The following is a 23,486-nucleotide window of genomic DNA, read 5'->3' on the forward strand; positions in this document are numbered from 1 at the left end:
ATGAATTTTAATTTTCTTTCTCCAGTTTCAGATTCGGTATTAGCACATAACGAACTACTTTCACCGCAGGCTTTAGGAAGAAAACTTAAAATTCATTCTGCACAGCATGGTATTCCAGATTTAGAAGGCGTGCACCTTGCCATTATAGGAGTTCTCGAAAATAGGAATGACATTAATTATATAGGAGAAGAGTTTCAGCTCAACGAAATAAGAAAGTCTTTTTATAGCCTATTTCCTGGTAGTTGGAATGTTTCGGTAGCCGATTTGGGAGATATTAATAGAGGAGAGCGTGTTGAGGATACTTATTTTGCTCTCAAGGAATCGGTGTCTATATTGGTTAAAAGGCGCGTTATCCCTATTATTTTAGGAGGTTCGCAAGATTTAACATATGCCAATTACAGGGCCTACGATGATTTGATACCCATGGTTAATATTGTAAATATCGATGCACAGTTTAATTTAGGTGATTCTACAAAGCCTATAAAGAATGATAGTTTTGTTGGAAAGATTATCCTAGATGAGCCCTTTAATCTATTTAATTATGCCACCATTGGATATCAAACGTATTTCAATTCGCAAGAAGAGATTGACTTAATGGATAGTCTTTACTTTGAATCTTACAGATTAGGAGAGGTTTCTCGCGATATAACTGTTGTTGAACCTGTTTTGCGAGATGCGAATATTGTAAGCATTGATTTGAATGCCGTTAAAGGATCCGAATTAAGCTTGTATCAAAGATATTCGCCAAACGGCTTAGATGGCAAAGAGATATGTGCCATAGCCAGATACGCAGGGATTAGTAATAAGGTAACTTCTTTTGGTGTTTATGAGTACAAGCCTTCAAAAGATGATGACATGACCTCTATGTTAATCGCTCAAGTTATTTGGTATTTTATTGAAGGCGTAAACTATAGAGTTAAGGACGATGATTTTTTAGATGAAAATAACTACCAAAAGTTTATAACCCTAGTCGAATCTCAAGAGCTTGTGTTTTATAAGAGTAATAAGACAGGCCGTTGGTGGATCGAAATTCCTTTTTTGGCTGAAGTCAATAATAAATTGAAAAGACACACGTTATTACCATGCATGCACCAAGATTATCTAGACGCCTGTAATAATAAGGTGCCAGACCGCTGGTTTAAAGCGTTTCAAAAGAATTGTGTGTAAGGAAAGAAAATAGTTAAACAGTTAATTTCATCGGTGAAATGCCTTTTTTTTACGACGAAATGTTATTTTTTTAGATAAATAGTTGTTTTTTAAGAAATATATAAATATGTTTACGCTCTCGTAAATGAAGCTAAATAAATTAACCTCGAGTTTTCTATGGATATGAAGAAGTTTGTATTATTAACCGCATTATTAGCAATACTTGTCAGTTGTGGCTCAAAAGATAGGGGCGAACTGGTAGGTGTTCAAGGAAAGAAATGGCACCCCGAAAAACCATTTGGTATGGAACTTATTCCTGGTGGTGCTTTTATTATGGGTAAAGCCGACGATGATTTGGCAGGAGTCCATGATGCACCGGCAAAGACCGTGACTGTAAGAGCCTTTTATATGGACGCTACAGAAATAACAAATAGTGAGTATCGCCAATTTGTAAATTGGGTAAGAGACTCCATTGTAAGAATGAAACTTGCTGTACTAGCCGATGAGGTTGGAATGACTCCTGAAGATGGGGGCATAGGTGAGTATGCATTTAAAGATGCAGATACGGCTAACATGTCTGTTTATGAAAGATACATGTTCGAAAACTACACCGGATTAGGCCCAACAGGCTATGAAGGAAGAAAAATCAACAAAGATGTTGACTTAGTTTTTGATACCTCTGAGTATCCGGATGAATATTATACAGAGGTAATGGATACGATGTATCTGCCTATTGAAGAGTCCTATAACGGGCAAAGAACTTGGGATGTTACCAAGTTTAAGTTTCAGTATAATTATATGGATATTCAGGAAGCTGCCCGAAATAGAGGAGTAAAGCGTAAGGATGTTATTATAAAAGAAGAAGTTGAGGTATATCCAGATACAACAGTTTGGATTAGAGACTTTGCGTATTCTTATAATGAGCCTATGCATAACGACTACTTTTGGCATGACGCTTACAGCGATTATCCTGTAGTTGGTGTTACTTGGAAACAAGCCAAAGCTTTTTGTGAGTGGCGTACACTTTGGAAAAACACTTACCAAAAGTCTAAAAAAGGAGCAGCAAATGTGAATACATTTAGATTACCATCTGAAGCAGAATGGGAGTATGCTGCAAGAGGGGGGCTGCAAGCAGCTACTTACCCTTGGGGTGGTCCTTACACGAAAAGTGATAGAGGTTGTTTTATGGCAAACTTTAAGCCTGTTAGAGGAGATTATGCTGCAGATCAAGCATTGTATACAGTGGAAGCCAGATCGTATGAGCCAAATGATTATAATTTATATAATATGGCTGGTAACGTCTCAGAATGGGTAAATGCTTCCTACGACCCGTCATCTTACGAACATACATCAACGATTAACCCAAGTGTTAATGATGCAGATAACCAACGTAAAATTGTTAGAGGTGGATCATGGAAAGATGTGGCATACTTTTTACAGGTAAGTTCAAGAGATTACGAATATGCTGATTCAGCAAGAAGTTACATAGGTTTTAGAACCGTTCAAGATTACATGGGGACAAAAGTAACCAGTAGCGGTAAATAATTTGAATTAAATCCAAATCAATAACCAAGAAGATGTGTTTGAATATAACCATTAAAACCTGGCTTAAGACAGATACATCGAAATAAACATTATTTATTAATCAACCTACTTAAGTAGAATCTACTTAAATTAAAAACCGAAAATTATGGCAAAGTCAAAAGCAAGTAAGAAATTTATGAATATGGCATATGGATTAGGAGCAGCAATTGTAATTGTTGGTGCCTTATTCAAGATTATTCATTTTGAAATTGGTCCTCTTACAGGAAACGTAATGTTAACTCTAGGTCTTGTAACCGAGGCGATTATTTTTGCTTTATCAGCATTTGAACCTGTTGATGAAGATTTAGATTGGTCTTTAGTATATCCTGAATTGGCAGGAGGACAATCTGCAGAAAAAAATCAAAAAGAAGATGCTCAAGGGTTATTATCTAAAAAATTAGATGACCTATTGAAAGAAGCTAAAATAGATGGAGAATTAATTGCTAGTCTAGGAGAAAGTATTAAAAACTTTGAAGGTGCTGCAAAAAATATGTCTTCAACTGCAGACTCCATTGAAGCAACAAAAAAATATGGCGAAGAATTGTCATTAGCTGCTGCTCAAATGGAATCTTTGAATAGCTTGTATAAAGTTCAGTTAGATAGTATTAATAAGCAAGCTGCTATTAATGAGGAATCATTAGAAGATGCTGCGAAGTTAAAAGAACAAATGAAGTCTTTAGCTTCTAACTTATCATCATTAAATGGTGTTTACGGAGGTATGTTATCTGCTATGAATAAATAATTAGGGAATTAATAATCTCAAATTTTATTATTAATTAACCAAAAACTTAATTAACATGGCAGGAGGAAATTTATCACCTAGACAGAAAATGATTAATCTGATGTATTTAATATTTATAGCCATGCTAGCTTTAAATATGTCAAAAGAAGTGCTTTCGGCCTTCGGATTAATGAACGAAAAATTAACGAAGTCCAATGCAGCGACCGAGTTAAGAAACGATAGTTTCATGGCAAGCTTAGAAGTAAAAGCTAGCGAGTCTGAGAACTATAAAGAGCTTAAATCTAAAGCAGATCAAATAGATAGATTAGCTACTGAGTTTGATAGCTATTTAGAGGAGTTAAAAGGTAAAATGACGGCCAAAATTGATGATCCTACAGATTATGAGATCATGGACAAAGGCGATTACCTTGATGAAAACTTTTTTAAAGGAGACAAAATTAAAGAAGAAGGTCAAGCCTTTTTAGGTCACATTAACGGGTTTAGAGATGGTGTTGTTAACATTCTTAAAACTGAGGAGGGTATGGATCATATCATCAAAGAAGTGGAAGAGAAATTTAATACCGACGAAGTTAAAAACAGAGATGGGATTAACGTAAACTGGTTAGATTATCATTATAAAGGTTTTCCTTTAGTAGCTTCTTTAACAAAAATGACGCAACTTCAGGCAGATATCAAAACCACCGAATCTGAGATTTTATCTAAAATGTTAGAAGGTCAGTTAAGTGCTGTTGCATCTATGACCAACTATACCACACTTTTAGAAACATCAAAATCAGCTTACTTTAACGGAGAAAAGTTCGATGGACAGATTGTTTTAGGACGTAAAGATGCTAGTACAAAACCAAATAGAGTTGAATTAACACTAGATGGTCGCAAACTAACGCCTGAACAGTACTCTATTGAAGACGGTAAAGTGAAGTTGAAAGTTGGAACAGGTGGTGTTGGAGAACATAAAATAGAAGGTAAATTAATTTTTGCTCAAGATGGAGAAGAAATTGAGGTTCCTGTGAGTTCTTCTTTTGCTACAGTTGCGAAACCAAACGCTGCAACTATTTCTGCCGATAAAATGAATGTGGTGTATCGTGGTGTTAAAAACCCTATGACTATTTCATTTGCTGGTATTCCAGATAATAAAGTAAATGCTAGTGCGCAAGGTTTATCGAGAGCTGGTGGTAGCAAATATGTAATGGATGCTACAAGAGTTAAAGGTAGAGAGGTTACAATCAATGTAACGGGTACTTTGCCAGACGGAGGAAAAGTTAGTGATAACGCTAAATTCAGAATTAAAGATTTACCAAAACCAACAGGTACGGTAAGAGGCGAGGATGGTGCCTTAAAAATGCAACGTAATAGTCTTAAAATTTCTACTATCGGTGCTAAGTTCGATGATTTCGATTTTGAACTACCATTACGTGTAACAGGGTTTAAATTTAAAGTGCCAGGACAACCTACTATCAATGTTAAAGGAAATAAGTTAGATAGTAGAGCTCAAAAAGCTTTAGCTAAAGCGAAAAGAGGATCTGGTGTTCAAATATTTGATATTGAAGCAAAAGCTAGTGGTGTAAGTGTTATTCTTAAAAAGGTATCGCCGGTTTTTGTTGAGTTAACAAATTAAACTAAAGGCAATGGCCTTATGGCCGTTGCCTTAGAATAAATATGTAAAAAAGAATAAGATGAAGTTAAAAAGTTTTTTATTAACCGCAGCAACTGTTTTTACAGTATCAGGGGTATTTGCTCAAGCTAATATTCTTAATGCTAAGAGTCCTGATGAAATTGGTGTTAGAACTGAAAGTCAAAAGGCGGTAGATAATGATAAGCCATTGGAGTATGGGTATGTTGATGATAGAGACATCCTGTTTTCTAAAATGGTTTGGGAGAAAGTAGTGCTTGATGAGCGCGTTAACTTCCCATTATATTACCCAGTTGATACTAATAATATTGGCAGCGATAGACGTTGTTTATATGATGTACTCATGAAAAACATCAAAAATGGTAAAATTAAAAACATTTATGATGATTCTTATTTTACCACAAAAAGAACGCTTAAAGACATTGAGTCTGCTCTTACTATGGTAGATACAACCGAGTTAGGTATAGAACAATTAAATGCAGGAGAAGAGTTGTCTGCCGAGTATATTAACAAAAGAACCATTGCTGCAGCCGATATCAAAGAATACCATGTAAAGGGTCTTTGGTATTTTGACAAACGTCAGGCAGAAATGAAGTACAGATTGTTAGGGATTGCTCCAGTAGCTCCAGACGTTAACTTTATTGATGAAGCAGAGCCAGACTTAGTACCTTTATTTTGGGTTTGGTTCCCAGATGCCAGAGAGGTATTGCATGAAGCTAAGTCTTTTAACGATTCAAACAGTTCAATGCCTTTTTCTTTTGATCATTTGTTAAATGCCAGACGTTTTCAAGGGTATATTTTCCGCGAAGAGAATGTGCAAGGAGACCGCGCTATTTCAGAATATGTGTCTGAAAATGCATTGATGCAATTATTAGAGTCTGAACGAATTAAGAGCAAGATTAGAGATTTCGAACTTGATATGTGGACGTATTAGGCCATGAAAAAATAAATAAGTTTAACGCCCGCTTTTTGCGGGCGTTTTTTTTAATGCGTATTATAACTGATAATCTAAGTATCTTCGCAACAAATGAAACAAGTAGATTATATAATAGTTGGTTTAGGAATTGCTGGAATTAGTTTTTGCGAGTTTTTAAAAACTAATAATAAAACTTTTGTGGTATTCGACGATGCATCGCAAAAATCTTCTAGAGTTGCTGGAGGCTTATATAACCCAGTTGTTTTAAAACGGTTTACTTCTGTTTGGAAGAGTAAGGAACAATTAAATTTGGCCCTGCCACTTTACGCAAGTATAGAAAAGGAGCTTCAAATAAAGTTGGACTATAAAATACCAGTTTACAGACGGTTTGCGTCTATCGAAGAGCAAAACGATTGGTTTTCTGCTTCCGATAAACTTGGGCTTTCTGGATTTTTATCTTCAGAGATTATTAGAAATAACAACCCGTATATTGAAGCGCCATTTGGGTTTGGCAAAGTGTTACAAACTGGCCGAATAGATGTTAAGGCTATGATACAAGCGTACAAGGCACATCTCCTAAGTCAAGGCATATTATTTCAAGAATCTTTTCAATATGATGCTTTAAGTTTTTCAGAAACAGGTGTGCAATATGAACAGTTTTCGGCAAGTAATGTTGTATTTTCTGAGGGATATGGTATTAAGCGCAATCCATATTTTAAAGACTTGCCACTAAATCCAGCAAAGGGGGAGTTATTAGTTATTTATGCGCCTCAATTAAAGATAGACTTTGTTTTAAAGTCGGGTGCCTTTCTTATTCCTTTGGGAGATGATAAGTATATAGTAGGAGCAACCTATGAATGGAAAGATTTAAGTCAAAGTCCCACAGAATGTGCTAAAGAAGAACTTTTAAATAAACTACAAGGCCTAATAAATTGTTCTTTTGAAGTGATTGACCAAGTTGCCGGAGTTAGGCCTACAGTAAAAGACAGGCGCCCACTAGTAGGAAGGCATTTGGTCCATAAACAATTATTTGTTCTTAATGGTTTAGGTACACGAGGCGTTATGATTGGACCGTATGTAGCAAAGCAACTCTTTGATTTTATAGAAAACAATAAACCTTTAGAAAAAGAAATCGATATTGTTAGGTTTTCATAATTGTGGCTAATACTAGAGGATGTGAAATAATAGGTGTTAGTCCATTATCTAGGCAAAGTCTATAAGGGCTATTAGTTAAACACTAAAAAATGTTTCTTTTAAAGAAAGCTATAATTTTTATTTTTTAGCTAAGGACTTGTCATAACTCATAAAAAAGTTAATCCAAATATTCCTTGAGAGCCTCAAAATAATAGGCATACATATAATAAGGGTCCCTACTATCGATATAAAAACAGTATCAATACCCGCGTTAAAAACAAAAAAGGAAATCACAAAGGCGGCAACAGCAAAGGCAATACCAACAGCATAACTAACATACATGGAGCCGTAAAAAAAAGAGGGCTCTATTTTATATTTAGTCCCGCAGTTAGAGCAGGTGTCGTGCATATCTAGAGCTTGCGATAAAATGTAAGGGTTTTTGTTTATAAACATAGATTCCTCATGGCATTTTGGACAACAGCCAGTGAATATGCTATACAATTTTGAGCCTTTTTTAAACATATAATTTAACGTACTTTTGCAAGCGCAATTACAGTGCAAAAATACTACTTAAACCGTTATGCACTGTGATAAAAGTTACATTTCTATGATGAACATTCATAATTTATCGATTTCATTTCAAGGCGAATACCTGTTTGAAGATATTACATTTAAACTAGGTAATGGGGACAGAGTGGGGTTAATTGGAAAAAATGGGGCAGGTAAATCGACCATGCTTAAAATTTTATCAAAAGAGCTAGAACCAGATACGGGACAAATAGCTTCTGATAAAACGCTGAATATTGGGTTTTTAAAGCAAGATATAGACTTTATTTTAGGTAGAACAGTTCTCGAAGAAGCATACCAAGCATTCACAGAAATAAAAACTCTGGAAGCGAAGATGGATGCTGTTAATACTGAAATGGCTGAAAGAACAGATTATGAAAGCGAAGGATACAATCAGCTCATGATCGATATTAATGAATTACAACATCAGTATGAAATTTTAGGAGGTTATAATTATCAGGGGGATACAGAAAAAATACTACAAGGCTTAGGTTTTAAGCGTCAAGATTTTGATAAACTTACAGATACCTTCTCTGGCGGATGGCGCATGCGAATAGAGTTGGCCAAATTACTGCTTCAAAACAATGATATTCTGTTATTGGATGAGCCAACAAACCATTTGGATATAGAATCTATTATATGGTTGGAAGGGTTTTTGAAAAATTATGCGGGGGCTGTCGTTATTGTGTCGCATGATAAAATGTTTCTAGATAATGTAACTAATAGAACGATTGAAATATCATTAGGAAGAATATACGACTACCCCAAGCCCTATTCAAAATATTTGGTGCTTAGAAAAGAATTAAGAACACAACAATTAGCCTCTCAAAAAAATCAGCAAAAACAAATTGAGCAAACAGAAAAACTTATTGAAAAGTTTAGAGCCAAAGCCTCAAAAGCTACGATGGCACAGTCACTCATTAAAAAGCTAGATAAGATTGATAGAATTGAAGTTGACGAGGATGATAATAGCGTCATGACCCTTAATTTTCCGGTATCGGTTACCCCCGGTAAAGTGGTTGTCGAAGCAGATAATGTATCGAAAAACTATGGGAATAACCAAGTGTTATCTAAAGTTGATTTGCTTATTGAAAGAGATACGAAAACAGCATTTGTTGGACAAAACGGTCAAGGTAAGTCTACTTTAGCTAAGATTATTGTTGGAGATATAACACACGATGGTGCGTTAAAGTTAGGGCATAATGTTCAAATTGGTTATTTCGCACAAAACCAGGCAGAATATCTAGATGGTAATAAAACGGTGCATGATACCATGATTGATGCAGCCAACGAAACCAATAGGAGTAAAGTACGGGACATATTAGGATCCTTTTTGTTTAGGGGCGATGAGGTAGAAAAATATGTAAGAGTTTTATCTGGTGGGGAACGAAACCGACTGGCCCTAGCTAAGTTGATGTTGCAGCCGTTTAATGTGCTTATTATGGATGAGCCTACCAATCATCTAGATATTAAATCTAAGAATGTTCTAAAAGAGGCTTTGAAACGTTACGAAGGCACGCTAATTGTAGTGTCACATGACCGCGATTTTTTACAAGGACTTACCAATATTGTATATGAATTTAAAGATCATAAACTAAAAGAATATTTAGGAGATATTGATTTTTACCTAGAGCAGCGTAAAGTTGAGAGTTTAAGGGAAGTTGAAAAGCGTACGGTTGTAAAGGAAACCCCCAAAGTTAAGAAGCAAACTTCTTATGAGGATCAAAAGAAACTTAAATCTTTAAATAATAAATTAAGTAATGTGGAATCTAAGATTAATCAATTAGAGCGCGACATTAAGGCAATCGATTTAGAGCTTGAAATTAATTATGAGGAAACGGCATCAAAACCAAACTTTTTTGATGATTACCAAAATAAAAAGAAGGATTTGGAATCTTTAATGGAGAAATGGGAACGTATTCAAATGCAGTTAGAAGACATAAGCTAAAGTCTTTTTAGCTTTTTTTTAACTTTAAAGGCACATATATTCGGTAATTTTGTTGGCTAGACCATCAAAATAACACATGCGAAAACTTATTCTATCTGCAATTGGACTTCTTCTAATTGCTGCTTCCTATTATATTGCCGTAACATTAATTGCTAATAAAAATAAACCTAGACCAGTTAAGGAAAAAGTTGTAAAAACTGTCTTGGTGGATACGGTAAACAACGAAACTGTTAAAATAATCATTCCGGCAAACGGAAATTTGGTTGCCAAACGCAGAGTGGAGCTATTTGCTGAGGTGCAAGGGGTTTTTCAGCCATCAAGAAAGTTTTTTAAACCTGGTCAAACCTATAGAAAGGGAGAGCCCCTAATAACCATAGATGCTTCAGAGTATTTTGCTAGTGTACAAGCTGCAAAGAGTGATTTGTATAATACGCTGGCAGCCATTATGCCCGATTTACGACTCGATTTTCCTGATGTTTTTGAAAAGTGGAAAGACTATTTGTTAAGTTTCGATTTGAACAAAACAACACCGAAATTACCTAAAATAACGTCCGATAAAGAGAACTATTTTATAACCGGTAGAGGTATTGTATCCAGTTATTATAATGTAAAAAACTTAGAACAACGTCTTTCAAAATATGCTATTTCTGCTCCTTTTACAGGAATACTTACCCAAGCTTTAGTTACCGAGGGGTCTTTAATTCGTTCTGGTCAAAAATTAGGTGAGTTTATAGACCCATCTAAATATGAAATGGAGGTGGCTCTTAGTAAAAGTTATGCCAGTTTACTTAAAGTAGGAGAGTCTGTAAAATTGAATAACTTGGATGGTACAGAATTTTATAAAGGGACAGTTTCACGAGTGAACGGAAGCATAGATATGGCAACGCAAACCATCACAGCCTTTATAGAGGTTGCAGATGATAATCTTAAGGAAGGGATGTATCTGGAGGCTAAATTAGATGCAAAGGAAGAACAAGATGCTATTGAAGTAGATAGAAATTTGTTGCTAGAAAGTCAGCAGGTATTTGTTGTTAAGGATAGTATTTTAGACTTAATCGATGCCAAACCAGTTCATTTTTCAGAAACAAAGGTCGTTTTAAAAGACATTCCCAATGGGACTATTATTTTAAAGAAACCGGTGCCAGGAGCTTATGCGGGTATGTTGGTTAAGCCTTTCAAGTCTTCAAGAAAAAAAGCTGATAAATAGATGAGAAAGTTAATAGCTTATTTTATAAAATACCATGTTGCGGTTAATGTTTTTCTCTTAGCTTTTTTGGCTTTTGGAGTTATTGGTATGCGTTCTTTAAAGTCCTCTTTTTTCCCTTTAGTGGACACCATAACCATAAATATAAATATTACGTACCCAGGAGCCTCGCCTCAGGAGATAGAAGAGGGTATCGTACTAAAAATAGAAGATAACTTAAAAGGTTTAGAGGGGGTCGATCGGGTAACATCTGTATCTAGAGAAAACAGCGGTGTAATAACCGTTGAAATAGACAAGGATGAAGATATTGACTTCATGCTTTTGGAGGTTAAAAATGCCGTAGATCGCGTACCATCATTTCCAACAGGCATGGAGCCGCTTGTCGTCGCAAAGCGAGAATCTGTAAGACCAACTATTTCGTTTGCTGTAAGCGGTGAAAATATTCCCTTAAGTACTTTAAAAACTATTGGAAGACAAATAGAGGGAGATTTAAGAGCTATTGATGGCATTTCACAAATTGAAATAACCGGTTATCCAGATGAAGAAATTGAAATAGCCGTTAATGAGTCCAGTTTACTTGCATATAACCTCTCTTTCAGGGAGGTCTCAGATGCAGTAAGTACTTCGAATATTTTGGTTACGGGAGGAAATATTAAAACAAATGCTGAAGAGTATTTGATTAGGGCTAACAACCGCTCTTATTATGGGGACGAGCTCTCCAATATCATAATAAGGGCAGATCGCGATGGTAGAGTTATAAGGCTCAAAGATGTTGCTGTTATAAGAGATCGTTTTTCTGAAACACCAAGAGCTACCTTTTTTAATGAGGAGTTATCCGTTAACGTTACAGTAACCAGTACCAATAATGAAGATTTAGTATCGTCTGCCCAAAAAGTGGTAAAATATATCGAAGCATACAATCAGAGTCATAACAACGTTCGACTTGATGTTATTCGAGACCGGTCCATAACTTTAACACAAAGAACAGAACTTCTCATAGAAAATGCTATCACAGGGATTATTTTGGTTTTAATATTTTTATCGTTATTTCTCAATACGCGCTTGGCATTTTGGGTGGCGTTTGGGTTACCTGTGTCATTTTTAGGGATGTTTATTTTTGCAGGCCAATTTGATGTTACCATTAACGTACTATCGTTATTTGGCATGATAATCGTAATTGGTATTTTGGTGGATGATGGTATTGTAATCGCAGAGAATATATATCAGCATTACGAAAAAGGCAAGTCACCTATTCAAGCTGCCATAGATGGTACGATGGAAGTTATCCCACCAGTAGTGTCTGCTATCATAACAACATTACTGGCCTTCTCATTGTTTTTGTTTTTAGACAGCAGAATAGGGGAGTATTTTAGTGAAGTTTCGGTGGTTGTTATTCTCACTTTAGCGGTCTCATTAATAGAGGCATTAATTATTTTACCTGCGCATTTGGCTCATTCAAAAGCCCTCAGGAAACCTGCTCCAGAAGAAAACCCTTCCAAAATGAAGAGGTTCTTTTCCAAAATGCGATCAATAAATAAAGTAGGAGACCGGATTATGGCCTTTCTTAGAGATAAGGTATACAGTCCAACATTAGATTTTGTTCTCAAGTTTAAAATGTTAGCACTGGGTATTTTTGTAGCGCTTTTGGTTTTAACCTTTGGATCAATTGGAGGAGGTATTATTGGCGTAACTTTATTCCCTTCCATAGCAAGCGATACGGTGTCCATTGAATTAGATATGCCTAACGGAACCAATGTGAAGATAACAGATTCTATCATTTCTATGATTGAACAAAAATCGTATATCGTTAATCGAGAACTGACAGAAGAATATTTAAAGGGTACAGGCAAGGAACTGTTTGAAAATACAATTTTATCGCTAAATAGCTCTTCGAGTGCGCGTTTACAAATTAATATGTTACCTGGTGAGGAAAGGCCAGATGCAATCAATTCACGAATGGTTGCAAATAGACTACGCGCTGTAGTTGGACCAATAATAGGTACAGAACGTTTAATTTTTGGTTCTGGGGGAAACTTTGGAGGTAGTCCTGTTTCTGTTTCTCTATTGAGCAATGATATTAAAGATCTTAAAGCAGCAAAGACAGAATTGAAGCGTGTCTTAAAGTCTAATCCACTGTTAAAAGATATAGAAGACAACGACCCTGCTGGAATCAAAGAAATTAGGTTGGAACTAAAGGAAAGTGCTTACCTTTTAGGATTAGATTTAAGAGCTGTTATGACCCAGATAAGAGCTGGATTTTTTGGTGTTCAAGCACAACGATTCCAACGAGGGCAAGACGAAATAAAGGTTTGGGTGCGGTACGATAGGGCGAATAGAGAGTCTATTAACAATCTCGACGATATGCGTATTATAACCCCGGCAGGCGATAGAGTTGTTTTAAAAGACATAGCCAACTACACCATAGAGCGGGGCGATGTGGCTATCAATCATTTATTAGGGAAACGAGAAATTCAGGTGTCTGCAGATTTAAAAGACCCAAGTAGCAGTGCCACCGATATTCTTGATGATATAAGGAATAATGTGATTCCAGAAATTCAATCGCGATACCCTACCATTACCGCGTCTTTTGAAGGCCAGAACAGGGAGGCTACTAAACTATCTAATTCATTGGGGAGTGCTGGTATTCCTATCTTAATTTTAATTTATATAACGATTGCCTTTACGTTTAGAAGCTATAGCCAGCCTATTCTCTTATTGTTGTTAGTGCCCTTTAGTTTAACAGCCGTGGCTTGGGGACATTGGCTCCTTGGTTTTTCTGTAAATGTTTTGTCCTTGTTGGGTATTATAGCCTTGATTGGGATTATGGTTAATGATGGGTTGGTTTTAATTGGTAAATTCAACAGTAATCTTCGAGATGGCAAATCGTTTGATGTGGCGCTTTCCGAAGCAGGAAAATCTCGATTTAGAGCTATTTTTTTAACATCTTTAACAACCGTTGCTGGTTTAGCACCTTTGCTGCTAGAAAAGAGTAGGCAAGCACAGTTTTTAAAGCCGATGGCTATTTCCATATCGTTCGGAATAGCCTATGCTACAGTTTTAACCCTATTAGTGTTGCCTTTATTTTTGGCCTTTAGTAATGACATTAAGAAAAACACAAAATGGTTAGTTACTGGACGGAACATAACTAAAGAAGAAGTAGAACGCGCTATAAAAGAACAAAAAGAAGAGCATGAGCATTAAATTACACTTTTTTTATATGCTTCTAATGGTTCAATTTCCATTGTTTGCACAAAATATACTAACGCAAAAGGAAGCTGTGGCCTTGGCCCTAGAAAATAACTATGGTATTAAACTTATAAATACTGACGTTGAAATAGCCAAGAATAATGCCGATATATTAAACTCAGGTTATTTGCCTTCAGTTACTGGAAATGCTGGTGCTATATACAATAGAGATAATACCGAAGCAGAGTTTGCCGATGGTAGAGTGGCTGTTCTAAATGGCGCAGAAAGTTCTAGGTATAATGCCTCTGTAGATTTAAATTATGTATTGTTTGATGGTTTAGGAAGATCATACAATTATAAGCAGCTAAAAGGCGTTGAGCAATTAACAGAGTTGCAAGCCCGAGAAACCATTGAACTCACCATGTTACAGCTATTTACAGTATATTTTAATGTGGCGGAGCTTACAGAAAATGTAAAGGCACTCAATCAAACTTTAAGCGTTTCAAAGGATAGGTTACAACGTGCAGAATATCAGTTTGATTATGGACAAAGTACAAAGCTTAACGTACTTAGTGCTGAGGTCGACGTAAATAATGATAGCATTACGGTTATGAATACCGAACAACAATTGCGAAATTCTAAACGGGATTTAAATTTAGTACTTGGAAATGTTTTAGCAGAGGGGTTTGATATAGATACCTTTGTGAGTTTTAATAATATATATAACAAGGAGGAATTATTTAAAAAGACCTTACTCAATAATGTAAGCCTGCTGCAAGCTGAAAAAAATATTGCAATTAGCTCCTATGGCATTAAAGCTGAAAAATCGGCTTATTTACCAACAATAGGTTTAATAGGAAGTTATGGGTGGAATAGAAATAATAACAATGCAGCGGCCTTTGTTGCAACCTCAACAAATACTGGGATTTCTGGCGGGCTTAATTTACGTTGGAATTTATTTGATGGAGGCAGTACCATTACTAGAGTAAAAAATGCCAAAGTTAATCTAGAAGCTCAGGAAATTAGAAAAGAAGAAATTCAAGTAACTTTAAGTAGAGATTTTAATAATGCCTGGGATAATTACCAAAACCGTTTAGAGATTTACAAACTAGAAGAACGGAATATTAAAACCTCACAAAACAACTTTAATAGGACACAGGAAAAGTTTAGACTTGGTCAGATTAGTTTTGTGGAATTTAGGTTAGCTCAGGTTAATTTACTTAACGCAGAGATAAATTGTAATAGGGCAAGGTACTTTGCTAAAATTGCAGAATTAGAAATGCTACAAATTAGTGGGGAGTTGCTCAATGTGGCGTTTTAGCACAAAGTTTTCGTTAGTAAGCTTCAAGTTGCAAAAATATATAGCTCGACAAATGAAATTAAAATGTTAAAATTACATGTATTTCGTCGAATAAAATAGTTTTTAATCTATGTTTGGTCGTAATTCGTAGGAAAGTTAATCCCAAATTCGACTAAAAATGAAATTTTTGAAACTAATTTTTGTATACCTTTTCATGACCAGTTATGTGTTTGCCGATGTTTCTCCAAAGGAGAAAAGTGCATTGGAGGCTCTGTATATAGCCACTAAGGGAGATCAATGGAATGTATCTTGGGATATGAAAGATCCCATAACAAAGTGGCATGGTGTAAAGCTTGAAAATAATAAAGTTGTTGAAATCAATCTAGAATTTAACAATCTACAAGGGCATTTACCTAACGAAATAGGTGATTTAGTTTATTTGAAAAAAATAAATTTAGGCTTTAACAAAATAGGAGGTGAACTTCCTAAGAGTATCTCTAAACTTAGTGAATTAAGAACGTTAGAATTATTTATGAATGGTTTTGAGGGACATATTCCTTCGGAATTTGGAGCCTTAAAAAAGTTGGAATCGCTAAAGTTATACAGTAATAAATTAACTGGCGAAATTCCTGAAAGTATCATGGACTTAACCGAGCTCAAGGAGTTGTTGCTTGGCAGTAATTATCTGTCTGGAACCATTTCTAATAAAATTGGAGCCTTAACCAAGCTTGAAAAATTAAGTCTTATGGATAATAAGCTTCAGGGAGAAATTCCTGCTGAAATAGCATTTTGTTCTAATTTAGAAGAGCTATTGCTATCAACCAATCAGTTAACGGGTGTATTGCCTTTAGAATTTTCAAGATTAACCAAGCTAAACACCATTATGGTGAGCGACAATAATTTAAGCACCGACTACACGACTATTTCTGGTCAAGAACCGCTTAATGGTAGCCTAAATATTGAAAGCGCAGCAGCAACTGTAGATATTGAAGAAGAATAGTTATTTCATATAGAATTATTAGTTAGTTAGAAGCCATCGTAATTTGATGGCTTTTTTTGTATATTCATAGGCCATATGATGGAACATTATTTTATATGTCCTTATTGCTGGGAAACTATTTCTATGTTGTTGGATACCTCTGTACCTCTCCAACAATATGTTGAAGATTGCGAAGTATGTTGCCATCCTATTCAAATACAAGTAGCGTTTGTAAATTCAGAATTAGACGCTTTTCAAGCCGATAGCATTGAGCAATAATTTTTTTAAAGTTTATTCTTGTAGGATTTAAAAAGGATTGTATATTTGCAGTCCAATATCGCGGGATAGAGCAGTAGGTAGCTCGTCGGGCTCATAACCCGAAGGTCACTGGTTCGAGTCCAGTTCCCGCTACTAGGAAAGCCTTTCAATAATTTGAGAGGCTTTATTTTTTTATAATTTAGACATCATCAAATAATCATAAGATTGAATAAGGCGGTTCTTGTACGTTATATTTTGAAAAAATTAAAATGCTTCTTACTTTAGGCGCAAATTTCGGTTACCCTAGTTGAAAAGATATACACGAGAAATATTTGTTTTTTTATTAGTTGTTTCATGCACTTTTTTGTTTACGGCCATTTCATCAAGTTCGGAAAAGGAGCCAGTCGTGGCCGAGGTAAATTCGGATGATGAGATAATTGAAGAGCAGCCATTCTCCATTGAAGCGTATCCAGAAGAAGCTTCAAAAGAAGTTCGAAACAAGTTAGATTCATTGCTTAAGCGAATTAACAAAAGGCATGATTTTCATGGCGCCGTTTTGGTATCGAAGAAAGGTAAAGTCGTTTATAACAACCAAATAGGTTTTGCCAATTTTCAGAAAAAAACCACCTTAAATAAAGAGTCTGCATTCCAATTAGCTTCTGTTAGTAAGCAGTTTACCGCTGCTGCGATTATGTTATTGCATGAGCGCAATCAAATCAAGTTAACCGATTCGGTAAATGATTATTTCCCTAATTTTCCATATCACGGGGTGACTATTGAAAATCTCTTGAATCATACAGCAGGTTTGCCTAAATACTTTTGGGTGGCCGAGCATAAGTGGCATGAAGAACATGCGCCAAGAAATAAAGAAATGATGGCACTACTAGAGTCAAGTAAGGTGCAGCGGTTTTATAAACCAGGATATAAGTTTGATTATTCTAATACAAACTACATGGTACTTGCTTCGATTGTTGAAGAAGTTTCAGGAATGTCTTTTAGCAAGTTTGTAAAGACTAATATTTTCGATCCGTTACAGATGAACAATTCTTATGTATATAGTTTTGAAAATGATAGTATTAAAAAAAATCAATTAAAAGGATATAGACTTTACAAGGGATGGAGGCATTTACCAATCAATAATACGGTAAATGATGCTATTGTAGGGGACAAGAATGTGTATTCCACAACGGAAGATTTATTTAAGTGGACAGTGTCTTTAAATGAGGGAAAACTGCTTTCAAAGGAATCATTGGAGCTAATGTATGCCCAAGGGGAAACTATTAACGGGAGAAAAATACCGTATGGCTTTGGGTTTAGAATTGATACTAAAGAGCAAAACAGTATTTATCATCATGGTAAATGGAATGGCTTTAGTACAGGACTTACACAATACATAGATGAAGACTTGGTGGTTGTTGTTTTAGAACACACAGGCTATAAAGCTATTAAAGCGCTTAGTAAAACAATTAAAGGTATAGTCGCTGAGCACATGGCCTTGGATTCGTAATAACAGGAGGGTTTGATGGTCTTCAAAACTTATGGGTGTTTTAGTAACCACCTCCTTGCCAGAGTTCAAGTAGATATAGTTTAACGTTTCATTCTATTTCAGAAAGGCTATTTAATCGTATATCCTTTACCTTCCATACAAACTGAAAAAGCCTTTTTGTAATCGTTCTCTAACTCTTGCGATTTAGCTTTGGCTGCCTGATTATTCGCCTCTTGTTGCTGGGCATCCTGGGATCTTTTAGCACGTCGTCCTCTTACGCCTCCTACAATAGCTCCTATAGCTGCTCCATCCCCAGCATCTCCTGCAATGGCTCCAATGGCAGCACCTCCGGCAGCTCCAACAGCAGCACCTCTTACTGCGGCACCATCTGGAGAGCTGTCAACTTGATCGGCAACAATTTCTGGCGGGTTAAGTGGATCATAACCTGTTTGTTGTATGGCCCATTTGTAGCAAGCAGATTCATCGGCGTCTTGGGTAGCTTGATCTTGATCGTTGCTAGGAAAAACATACATGCCCAAACTTTTAGCTATACTTTGAGAATTAATTATATTGAAAGTACATATTGTAACAAGAATGAAGAGAAGGAAATTTACTTTTTTCATTTTTTCATTTTTTTAATTATTTCATTGTAAAGTCTAATTGTTCTAAGGCATCGGCCTCATTGTAGAACGAGTAACTTTTTGTAATCTTACCATTCTTAATTTGATAAATGGTATTGGCCCAAATAGTTACCTCACCTTGATTGGCTATATATTTAATATTTAACTGCGCCCAGTTTGAAACCCATTCTCCCTCATTCTCTCCTGAATCTACTATAACTGTTGCATTTCTAGATTTCTCGTATTTGATACTCTCATACAAGTACTCGACGTTATCTTTCCAGTTTGCTATAGCATCTTCCTTATTTATAGAGTCGTTAATTGAAGGGCCATAACCAACGTAACTGTCATCTAGGATTGATTCCATAACGCCGTAGTCTAAATCTTCAACAGATTGAACATATTTTTCAACTAAATCAAGATTTGCTTTCCTGTTTTTTGCAGTATCATCACATCCAACAATAAAAATTGATAGAATAAATAGTATTAATATCGACTTTTTCATATGATTTATTTTTTAATTATGTCGTCACTAGCTAATATATAAAAAAGACGCTTTTGTTTGTACAGATCTTATTTTTTTGGAAACAGCAATTGTACTTGAATTCTAGCTTGCCAGTTTCCCCATCCATCGGGTCTTACTACGTTATTGTATACTTGGGCATTAATATTAATGGGTTGCTTTCCAAGTTTAAAAACCTTTCCGGCTCCTGCACCAAAAGGGACTATCCATTGTTGGTCACTAGCAGCATTCCAGTTCGCTGTTAAAATGGGCGCAGATACCACATACCAAGCCTTAGGTAAATTGTAGTTTACAAAATACTGAAATAGAAACTTATTCTCCTTAACATCACCGAAGGTCCAAATATTATTGATAACAAAACCAGCTACCCAAGGACCATCAGTTGTAAGTGCTACTGCAGAGGGGCCAATGCCAAATTCTCCACTACCGTAAATATCTTTAGATGCCGTCGGGATTTGAAATGCAGGTCCAATACCCCAAGTGATTTTTGATGCTTTTGTGGGCGATAACCATGCTGTATAGTTTACATCTCCCAAACCTGTTGACGAGCTCGTGCCATTGTTCCCATAAGGTTGGGTAATAATAGGAATAATCACTCTGTTTATTAAATTGATACCTTCGGTTAAACTTATGGGAATAACAGGTTGTATGTTTAATACGTTGTGCGTACGTTCAGCAGGTCCAACATGAAATGTGGTATTGTTTTGAAAAGGAAGGCTATACATAGCGGCCAGTGGATTTTGCGTAGCCTTAGCGAGTTTGGCTTCTTCGGAAAGTTCTGCGTTTTTGTTGTCTTGAGCCATTAGTATTGAAGACCCTAAAAAAAGTATGCTTATTGCAAGTAGTTTTGTTTTCATAAGTTAGTTGTTAAGAGGTTAAAAACGTTTACCTATACCCAATGCAAAGGTAAGTACATTTATATGTCCATTTTTTAAATCGTATATAAGTTCTGGAGCAAAATCCCAGTGGTTACCTAATTCAAATTCTGAACCTGCTCCAACTCTAAAGACAACAAAGTTTTGCTTTGGCGAAAACTCTATGCCCGGTCCTAAAATAAAAGTGAAGTGTGTTCGGTCCCAAGGACTGAACAAAACGGGAAGAGCCAAAATGAAGGGGTAGTTTCTTTCTATCAATGGGCCATTATTTTCAGATTTGTTTTCAACCAGATACTCGGCAAATTCAATATCGTTTTTAAGGGCTACACCCCATTTGTGATTAAACCAGTATTGGACATCTAAGCCTAATGTTGGAATGAGCAGGAAACTAGAAGTTTCTGTTTTGGCTTCCGGACTAAAGGCATGACCTAATAGCGCGGCAATTCTAAGATGTTTAAAACTGTGATGACCATCTTCATGATTGTTTTGACCATAACCTATATTATTGATTATGAATAGTGCTGAGATTATTACTAAATGAAGATTTTTTTTCATTGGTATTGATAAACTTTTTAGTCTAAAAAAGGGCTCTTAATAATTGGCGCGATTTGTAACCTAACATTCCAGACATTGCCATAGTTATCTGGTCTTACAATACTGTATTGAGGTTCAAGCCTCATTTTTACAGGTGTTTTCCCCATAAGTACGGTTTGGGTATAGCCAAGGCCTATGGGTATTGTTATACCGTCTTTAAATCCTTTTGTCCAGTCTATGCGTATAGAGGGTCCCATTCCAATAGAGGCTTTCTTTAAGTTTTTTCTAATAACATATTGAATGTCTGTAGTAACAACTTCACTCCGGTCTTCATGACCAGCGTAAGACCACCAATGTTGGATAAAAACACCTTTATTCCATTTTTCTCCTAAGTGAAAAATCATTGCTGTAGGGCCTATTTGATATTTGCCTTGTCCTAGGTTAAAGTTGGAGGCTGTGGGGAACACAAAGGTTGCGCCAACGCCCCAAACCCATCCACTGGCGTTACCTGGCCCTATTAAAGCGGCCATTTGTATATCTCCAAATCCCGTTATTTTTTTGCTGCCGCTTGGGTCTGTGGAAAAATTAGGTTGTGTTACTAAAGGAAAAACGGGGCGTGCTGTAAAAACCAGGTTGTTTCCAAAGGGTATTGGCAAAGCAGGTTGAAAGAATACGGTGTTTGATATCACACCATTTTCAACTAAATCTCCATTATTAACTGATAAATTTTCTTGAAAGACAAGTGACCAATACTTAGCTAAAGGGTTATCCAATTCACGGTTTAGTTTGGCTAAGTCGTCTTTACTTAAAGACTCACTCTGAGAAAAACCATGAAATGACAAAAACAGCATTAACCCTAAGGCTATATTCAGGTTTAATATCAGTGATTTCTTCATTTTTTTGTGTAAAATAGTTTATTTCGAGCTCATGTTGACCTCTTTTAAAAAAGCCTTGATGATATCGTTAAAACCATCTTCATTGCTATTGTTCTTCACGATTTGATGAAAATTAATTACAGCATTTATGAACTCACTTCTTGTCTGCGAATCTTTTTTAACCAGTTCTAATAATTTATCTTTTTTTGAGTGTTTATTAGCAAGAATTTTGTCACTATTTGGGTTAATAGACAATAATGTTTTTTCTAGTTGCGCTGCGGTATAACCAACTTCTTCGAGCCCCTCTTGAATTAGGTCTTTTTGATCTTTGGAAATGTTCGAGTTATTTACACTAGCTTTAGTCTTTTCAAAACGATCTTTACCTTTTGATGCTTTTTTTTCAAGTTTCTCGATTCTTTTTTGTGAAGCAGTTATTGAGGATTCTAAAATGTTACTCCATTCTTGATCCTCTATTTTTTCGAATATTAAAATCCGTTTATCAATAATTGTATTTTGATACTTATTTCTGGCTGCTAGTAGATTATTAAAAAAAGATTCTAAATCTGTATTAGTTGTATTAAAACTACTGTAAATATTCTTAAATACCTTGAAATCTTTTTTTCTTTGTTTTTCATAATCCTTGATAACTTCTTTGGTAATTTTAAAATCGGCAAGTATTTCTTTTTTTCTTTCTTTGTCAAGAATATTTTTCTTAATCCCTTTTTCTAGATCATCCACGTAAAATATCTCACCAGGTCCTCCAAAGAACAAGGCAGTAATTAAAGCTATTATTCCTACAATCATTATTTATGTTTTATTAATTAGTTTTCTTTTAAAGTAAGCGTTGAAGCTTCAAACAATTCATTAATAGTTAGGTGTTTACTACTTAATCCTTGTTCATAAGAATATCTAAATAATGTTTCTAAAGCTTTTCTATTAGCTTCAATACCATAGGGCCAGAAATTATCACCCATTAGTTTTCTGGTTTCTTCAAATTCTTGAGCAAACCAAGGTAATGATGAATAGGCCCACCCTACTTTTTTTAATTTTATATAATGCTGCGTTTTTGCTTTGGAATAGGCTTCAAAAACGGCTTTAGGTAACCATGGGTGTTTTTTAATCAATGCTGTTTTAATAGCTACGGCATGCATAATAGGAAAGATGCCTGTTTTTTTAAAATAGGCTCTTTCGGTAGCACGCGCATCGGCAAACAGTCTTTTTACCTTTGGGTTGCCTTTTACAAATGCATTAGGTTCTGCGGCATGAAATAAGGCATCAACTTCGCCAGATAAGAGTAATTCAGATTCATCTTTTCCGGCAGTACCATATCTGGCGGTTATACCTTCAGGAACCACTTGCTCTTCTTTTGAAATTTTCCCTGCAGTATCTGCTGAGGAATCTTTATTCGACAGCACCCAATCAATATCATTGGGACTAACGCCGTATTCGTCTTGTAGCATGCCTCTGATCCAAGTTAATGATGTTGAAGAATAACCAGGTGTTCCTATTTTTCTACCTTTTAAATCCTCAGGGTTATTTATTCCTCTATCGCTATGTATAAATATACTTTTATGTCTAAATACTCTAATAGGAAAAACTGGAATAAGCGTATAATCTCTAAAATTGTCATTAGCATAAGCTAGCATATAGGGGTTTAGACCAATTTCTGTTACATCGTAAGTTCCTGTTCCACTAAATGCTGCAGTATTAGCATCACCAATACCAATTTTATGAAACTCAACCTCACAGCCTTCAATTTTTATTTTTCCATTAACAATTCCCTCTAAACGATCTAGGTCGTAACCTGCGACTTTTAGTTTTATAAGCTCCTTATAGGATTCCGTAGTTGTTTTTTCTTCTTTGATTTCTTTGCTTTTATCGCACCCAGTAAATAATTGAAGTGTTAGGAAAGCAATGGTGATTAAAAATATGTTTTTTGTTTTCATAATCAAGAAAATAATTTTATAAAAACAGCTATT

Annotated in this window: 21 protein-coding genes and 1 tRNA gene; 14 read left to right on the plus strand and 8 right to left on the minus strand. The window is 35.6% G+C overall.

Annotated elements, in window-relative coordinates; translation table 11 throughout:
• From E5D58_RS10040 to E5D58_RS10065, 6 genes are all read left to right on the plus strand, one after another.
• Positions 1-1,167: a formimidoylglutamase gene (locus E5D58_RS10040; protein ID WP_136481724.1), complete on the plus strand. Its 1,167-nt coding sequence runs from the start codon at positions 1-3 to the stop codon at positions 1,165-1,167.
• 162 nt (positions 1,168-1,329) lie between these two features.
• On the plus strand, positions 1,330-2,691 hold the full coding sequence (porK, locus tag E5D58_RS10045; protein WP_235835893.1) for a T9SS ring complex lipoprotein PorK/GldK: 1,362 nt from the start codon (positions 1,330-1,332) through the stop codon (positions 2,689-2,691).
• Between the two features lie 145 nt (positions 2,692-2,836).
• The gene (porL, locus tag E5D58_RS10050; protein ID WP_136481726.1) at positions 2,837-3,472 is read left to right on the plus strand and encodes a type IX secretion system motor protein PorL/GldL; all 636 of its coding nucleotides are present in this window, start codon (positions 2,837-2,839) and stop codon (positions 3,470-3,472) included.
• Between the two features lie 55 nt (positions 3,473-3,527).
• The gene (gene porM / locus E5D58_RS10055; RefSeq protein ID WP_136481727.1) at positions 3,528-5,087 is read left to right on the plus strand and encodes a type IX secretion system motor protein PorM/GldM; all 1,560 of its coding nucleotides are present in this window, start codon (positions 3,528-3,530) and stop codon (positions 5,085-5,087) included.
• A 58-nt stretch (positions 5,088-5,145) separates the two neighbouring features.
• Complete coding sequence (gene porN / locus E5D58_RS10060) at positions 5,146-6,036, plus strand: type IX secretion system ring subunit PorN/GldN (RefSeq protein ID WP_136481728.1); 891 nt, start codon at positions 5,146-5,148, stop codon at positions 6,034-6,036.
• A gap of 93 nt (positions 6,037-6,129) precedes the next feature.
• Positions 6,130-7,173, plus strand: a complete 1,044-nt coding sequence (locus E5D58_RS10065; protein WP_136481729.1) for an NAD(P)/FAD-dependent oxidoreductase — start codon at positions 6,130-6,132, stop codon at positions 7,171-7,173.
• A gap of 117 nt (positions 7,174-7,290) precedes the next feature.
• Here E5D58_RS10065 and E5D58_RS10070 read toward each other — a convergent pair whose 3' ends face one another.
• Positions 7,291-7,674, minus strand: a complete 384-nt coding sequence (locus E5D58_RS10070) for a DUF983 domain-containing protein (RefSeq protein WP_136481730.1) — start codon at positions 7,672-7,674, stop codon at positions 7,291-7,293.
• 85 nt (positions 7,675-7,759) lie between these two features.
• On the opposite strand from E5D58_RS10070, the gene E5D58_RS10075 reads away from it, so the two are divergent.
• The 8 genes from E5D58_RS10075 to E5D58_RS10110 all read left to right on the plus strand — a co-directional run bounded on the left by E5D58_RS10075 (position 7,760) and on the right by E5D58_RS10110 (position 18,101).
• On the plus strand, positions 7,760-9,667 hold the full coding sequence (locus E5D58_RS10075) for an ABC transporter ATP-binding protein (RefSeq protein ID WP_136481731.1): 1,908 nt from the start codon (positions 7,760-7,762) through the stop codon (positions 9,665-9,667).
• A gap of 76 nt (positions 9,668-9,743) precedes the next feature.
• Entirely contained in the window at positions 9,744-10,874 is a 1,131-nt protein-coding gene (locus tag E5D58_RS10080) for an efflux RND transporter periplasmic adaptor subunit (protein WP_136481732.1), read from the plus strand.
• Positions 10,875-14,072, plus strand: coding sequence for an efflux RND transporter permease subunit (locus E5D58_RS10085; protein WP_136481733.1), 3,198 nt, complete (start codon positions 10,875-10,877; stop codon positions 14,070-14,072).
• Positions 14,062-15,378: a TolC family protein gene (locus E5D58_RS10090; RefSeq protein ID WP_136481734.1), complete on the plus strand. Its 1,317-nt coding sequence runs from the start codon at positions 14,062-14,064 to the stop codon at positions 15,376-15,378. The genes E5D58_RS10085 and E5D58_RS10090 overlap by 11 nt, the downstream gene beginning before the upstream one ends.
• Positions 15,379-15,535: 157 nt before the next feature.
• Positions 15,536-16,357 (plus strand): Two component regulator three Y domain protein, encoded by an 822-nt coding sequence (locus tag E5D58_RS10095; RefSeq protein ID WP_136481735.1) that lies wholly within the window; start codon positions 15,536-15,538, stop codon positions 16,355-16,357.
• A 75-nt stretch (positions 16,358-16,432) separates the two neighbouring features.
• Positions 16,433-16,615 (plus strand): CPXCG motif-containing cysteine-rich protein, encoded by a 183-nt coding sequence (locus tag E5D58_RS10100; RefSeq protein ID WP_136481736.1) that lies wholly within the window; start codon positions 16,433-16,435, stop codon positions 16,613-16,615.
• Positions 16,616-16,674: 59 nt separating this feature from the next.
• Positions 16,675-16,747 (plus strand) — tRNA-Met (locus E5D58_RS10105).
• A gap of 154 nt (positions 16,748-16,901) precedes the next feature.
• On the plus strand, positions 16,902-18,101 hold the full coding sequence (locus tag E5D58_RS10110) for a serine hydrolase domain-containing protein (RefSeq protein WP_136481737.1): 1,200 nt from the start codon (positions 16,902-16,904) through the stop codon (positions 18,099-18,101).
• A 107-nt stretch (positions 18,102-18,208) separates the two neighbouring features.
• Here the strand turns inward: E5D58_RS10110 and E5D58_RS10115 are convergent, their stop codons facing one another.
• The 7 genes from E5D58_RS10115 to E5D58_RS10145 all read right to left on the minus strand — a co-directional run bounded on the left by E5D58_RS10115 (position 18,209) and on the right by E5D58_RS10145 (position 23,453).
• Positions 18,209-18,703 carry a glycine zipper domain-containing protein gene (locus E5D58_RS10115; protein WP_205660313.1) on the minus strand — a complete coding sequence of 165 codons (495 nt, stop codon included), beginning with the start codon at positions 18,701-18,703 and terminating at the stop codon, positions 18,209-18,211.
• Between the two features lie 16 nt (positions 18,704-18,719).
• Positions 18,720-19,205: a nuclear transport factor 2 family protein gene (locus tag E5D58_RS10120; RefSeq protein WP_136481738.1), complete on the minus strand. Its 486-nt coding sequence runs from the start codon at positions 19,203-19,205 to the stop codon at positions 18,720-18,722.
• A gap of 68 nt (positions 19,206-19,273) precedes the next feature.
• A complete protein-coding gene (locus E5D58_RS10125) occupies positions 19,274-20,080 on the minus strand; it encodes a hypothetical protein (protein ID WP_205660314.1) in 807 nt (268 codons plus the stop codon).
• A gap of 18 nt (positions 20,081-20,098) precedes the next feature.
• Positions 20,099-20,653 carry a porin family protein gene (locus tag E5D58_RS10130; protein ID WP_136481739.1) on the minus strand — a complete coding sequence of 185 codons (555 nt, stop codon included), beginning with the start codon at positions 20,651-20,653 and terminating at the stop codon, positions 20,099-20,101.
• Positions 20,654-20,670: 17 nt separating this feature from the next.
• Positions 20,671-21,528: a transporter family protein gene (locus E5D58_RS10135; protein WP_136481740.1), complete on the minus strand. Its 858-nt coding sequence runs from the start codon at positions 21,526-21,528 to the stop codon at positions 20,671-20,673.
• 18 nt (positions 21,529-21,546) lie between these two features.
• Positions 21,547-22,311 carry a hypothetical protein gene (locus tag E5D58_RS10140; RefSeq protein ID WP_136481741.1) on the minus strand — a complete coding sequence of 255 codons (765 nt, stop codon included), beginning with the start codon at positions 22,309-22,311 and terminating at the stop codon, positions 21,547-21,549.
• Between the two features lie 17 nt (positions 22,312-22,328).
• Positions 22,329-23,453 (minus strand): ABC transporter substrate-binding protein, encoded by a 1,125-nt coding sequence (locus E5D58_RS10145; protein WP_136481742.1) that lies wholly within the window; start codon positions 23,451-23,453, stop codon positions 22,329-22,331.
• Positions 23,454-23,486: the final 33 nt, after the last annotated feature.

This window comes from Cognatitamlana onchidii, from assembly GCF_004804355.1.
Lineage (GTDB): Bacteria > Bacteroidota > Bacteroidia > Flavobacteriales > Flavobacteriaceae > Cognatitamlana > Cognatitamlana onchidii.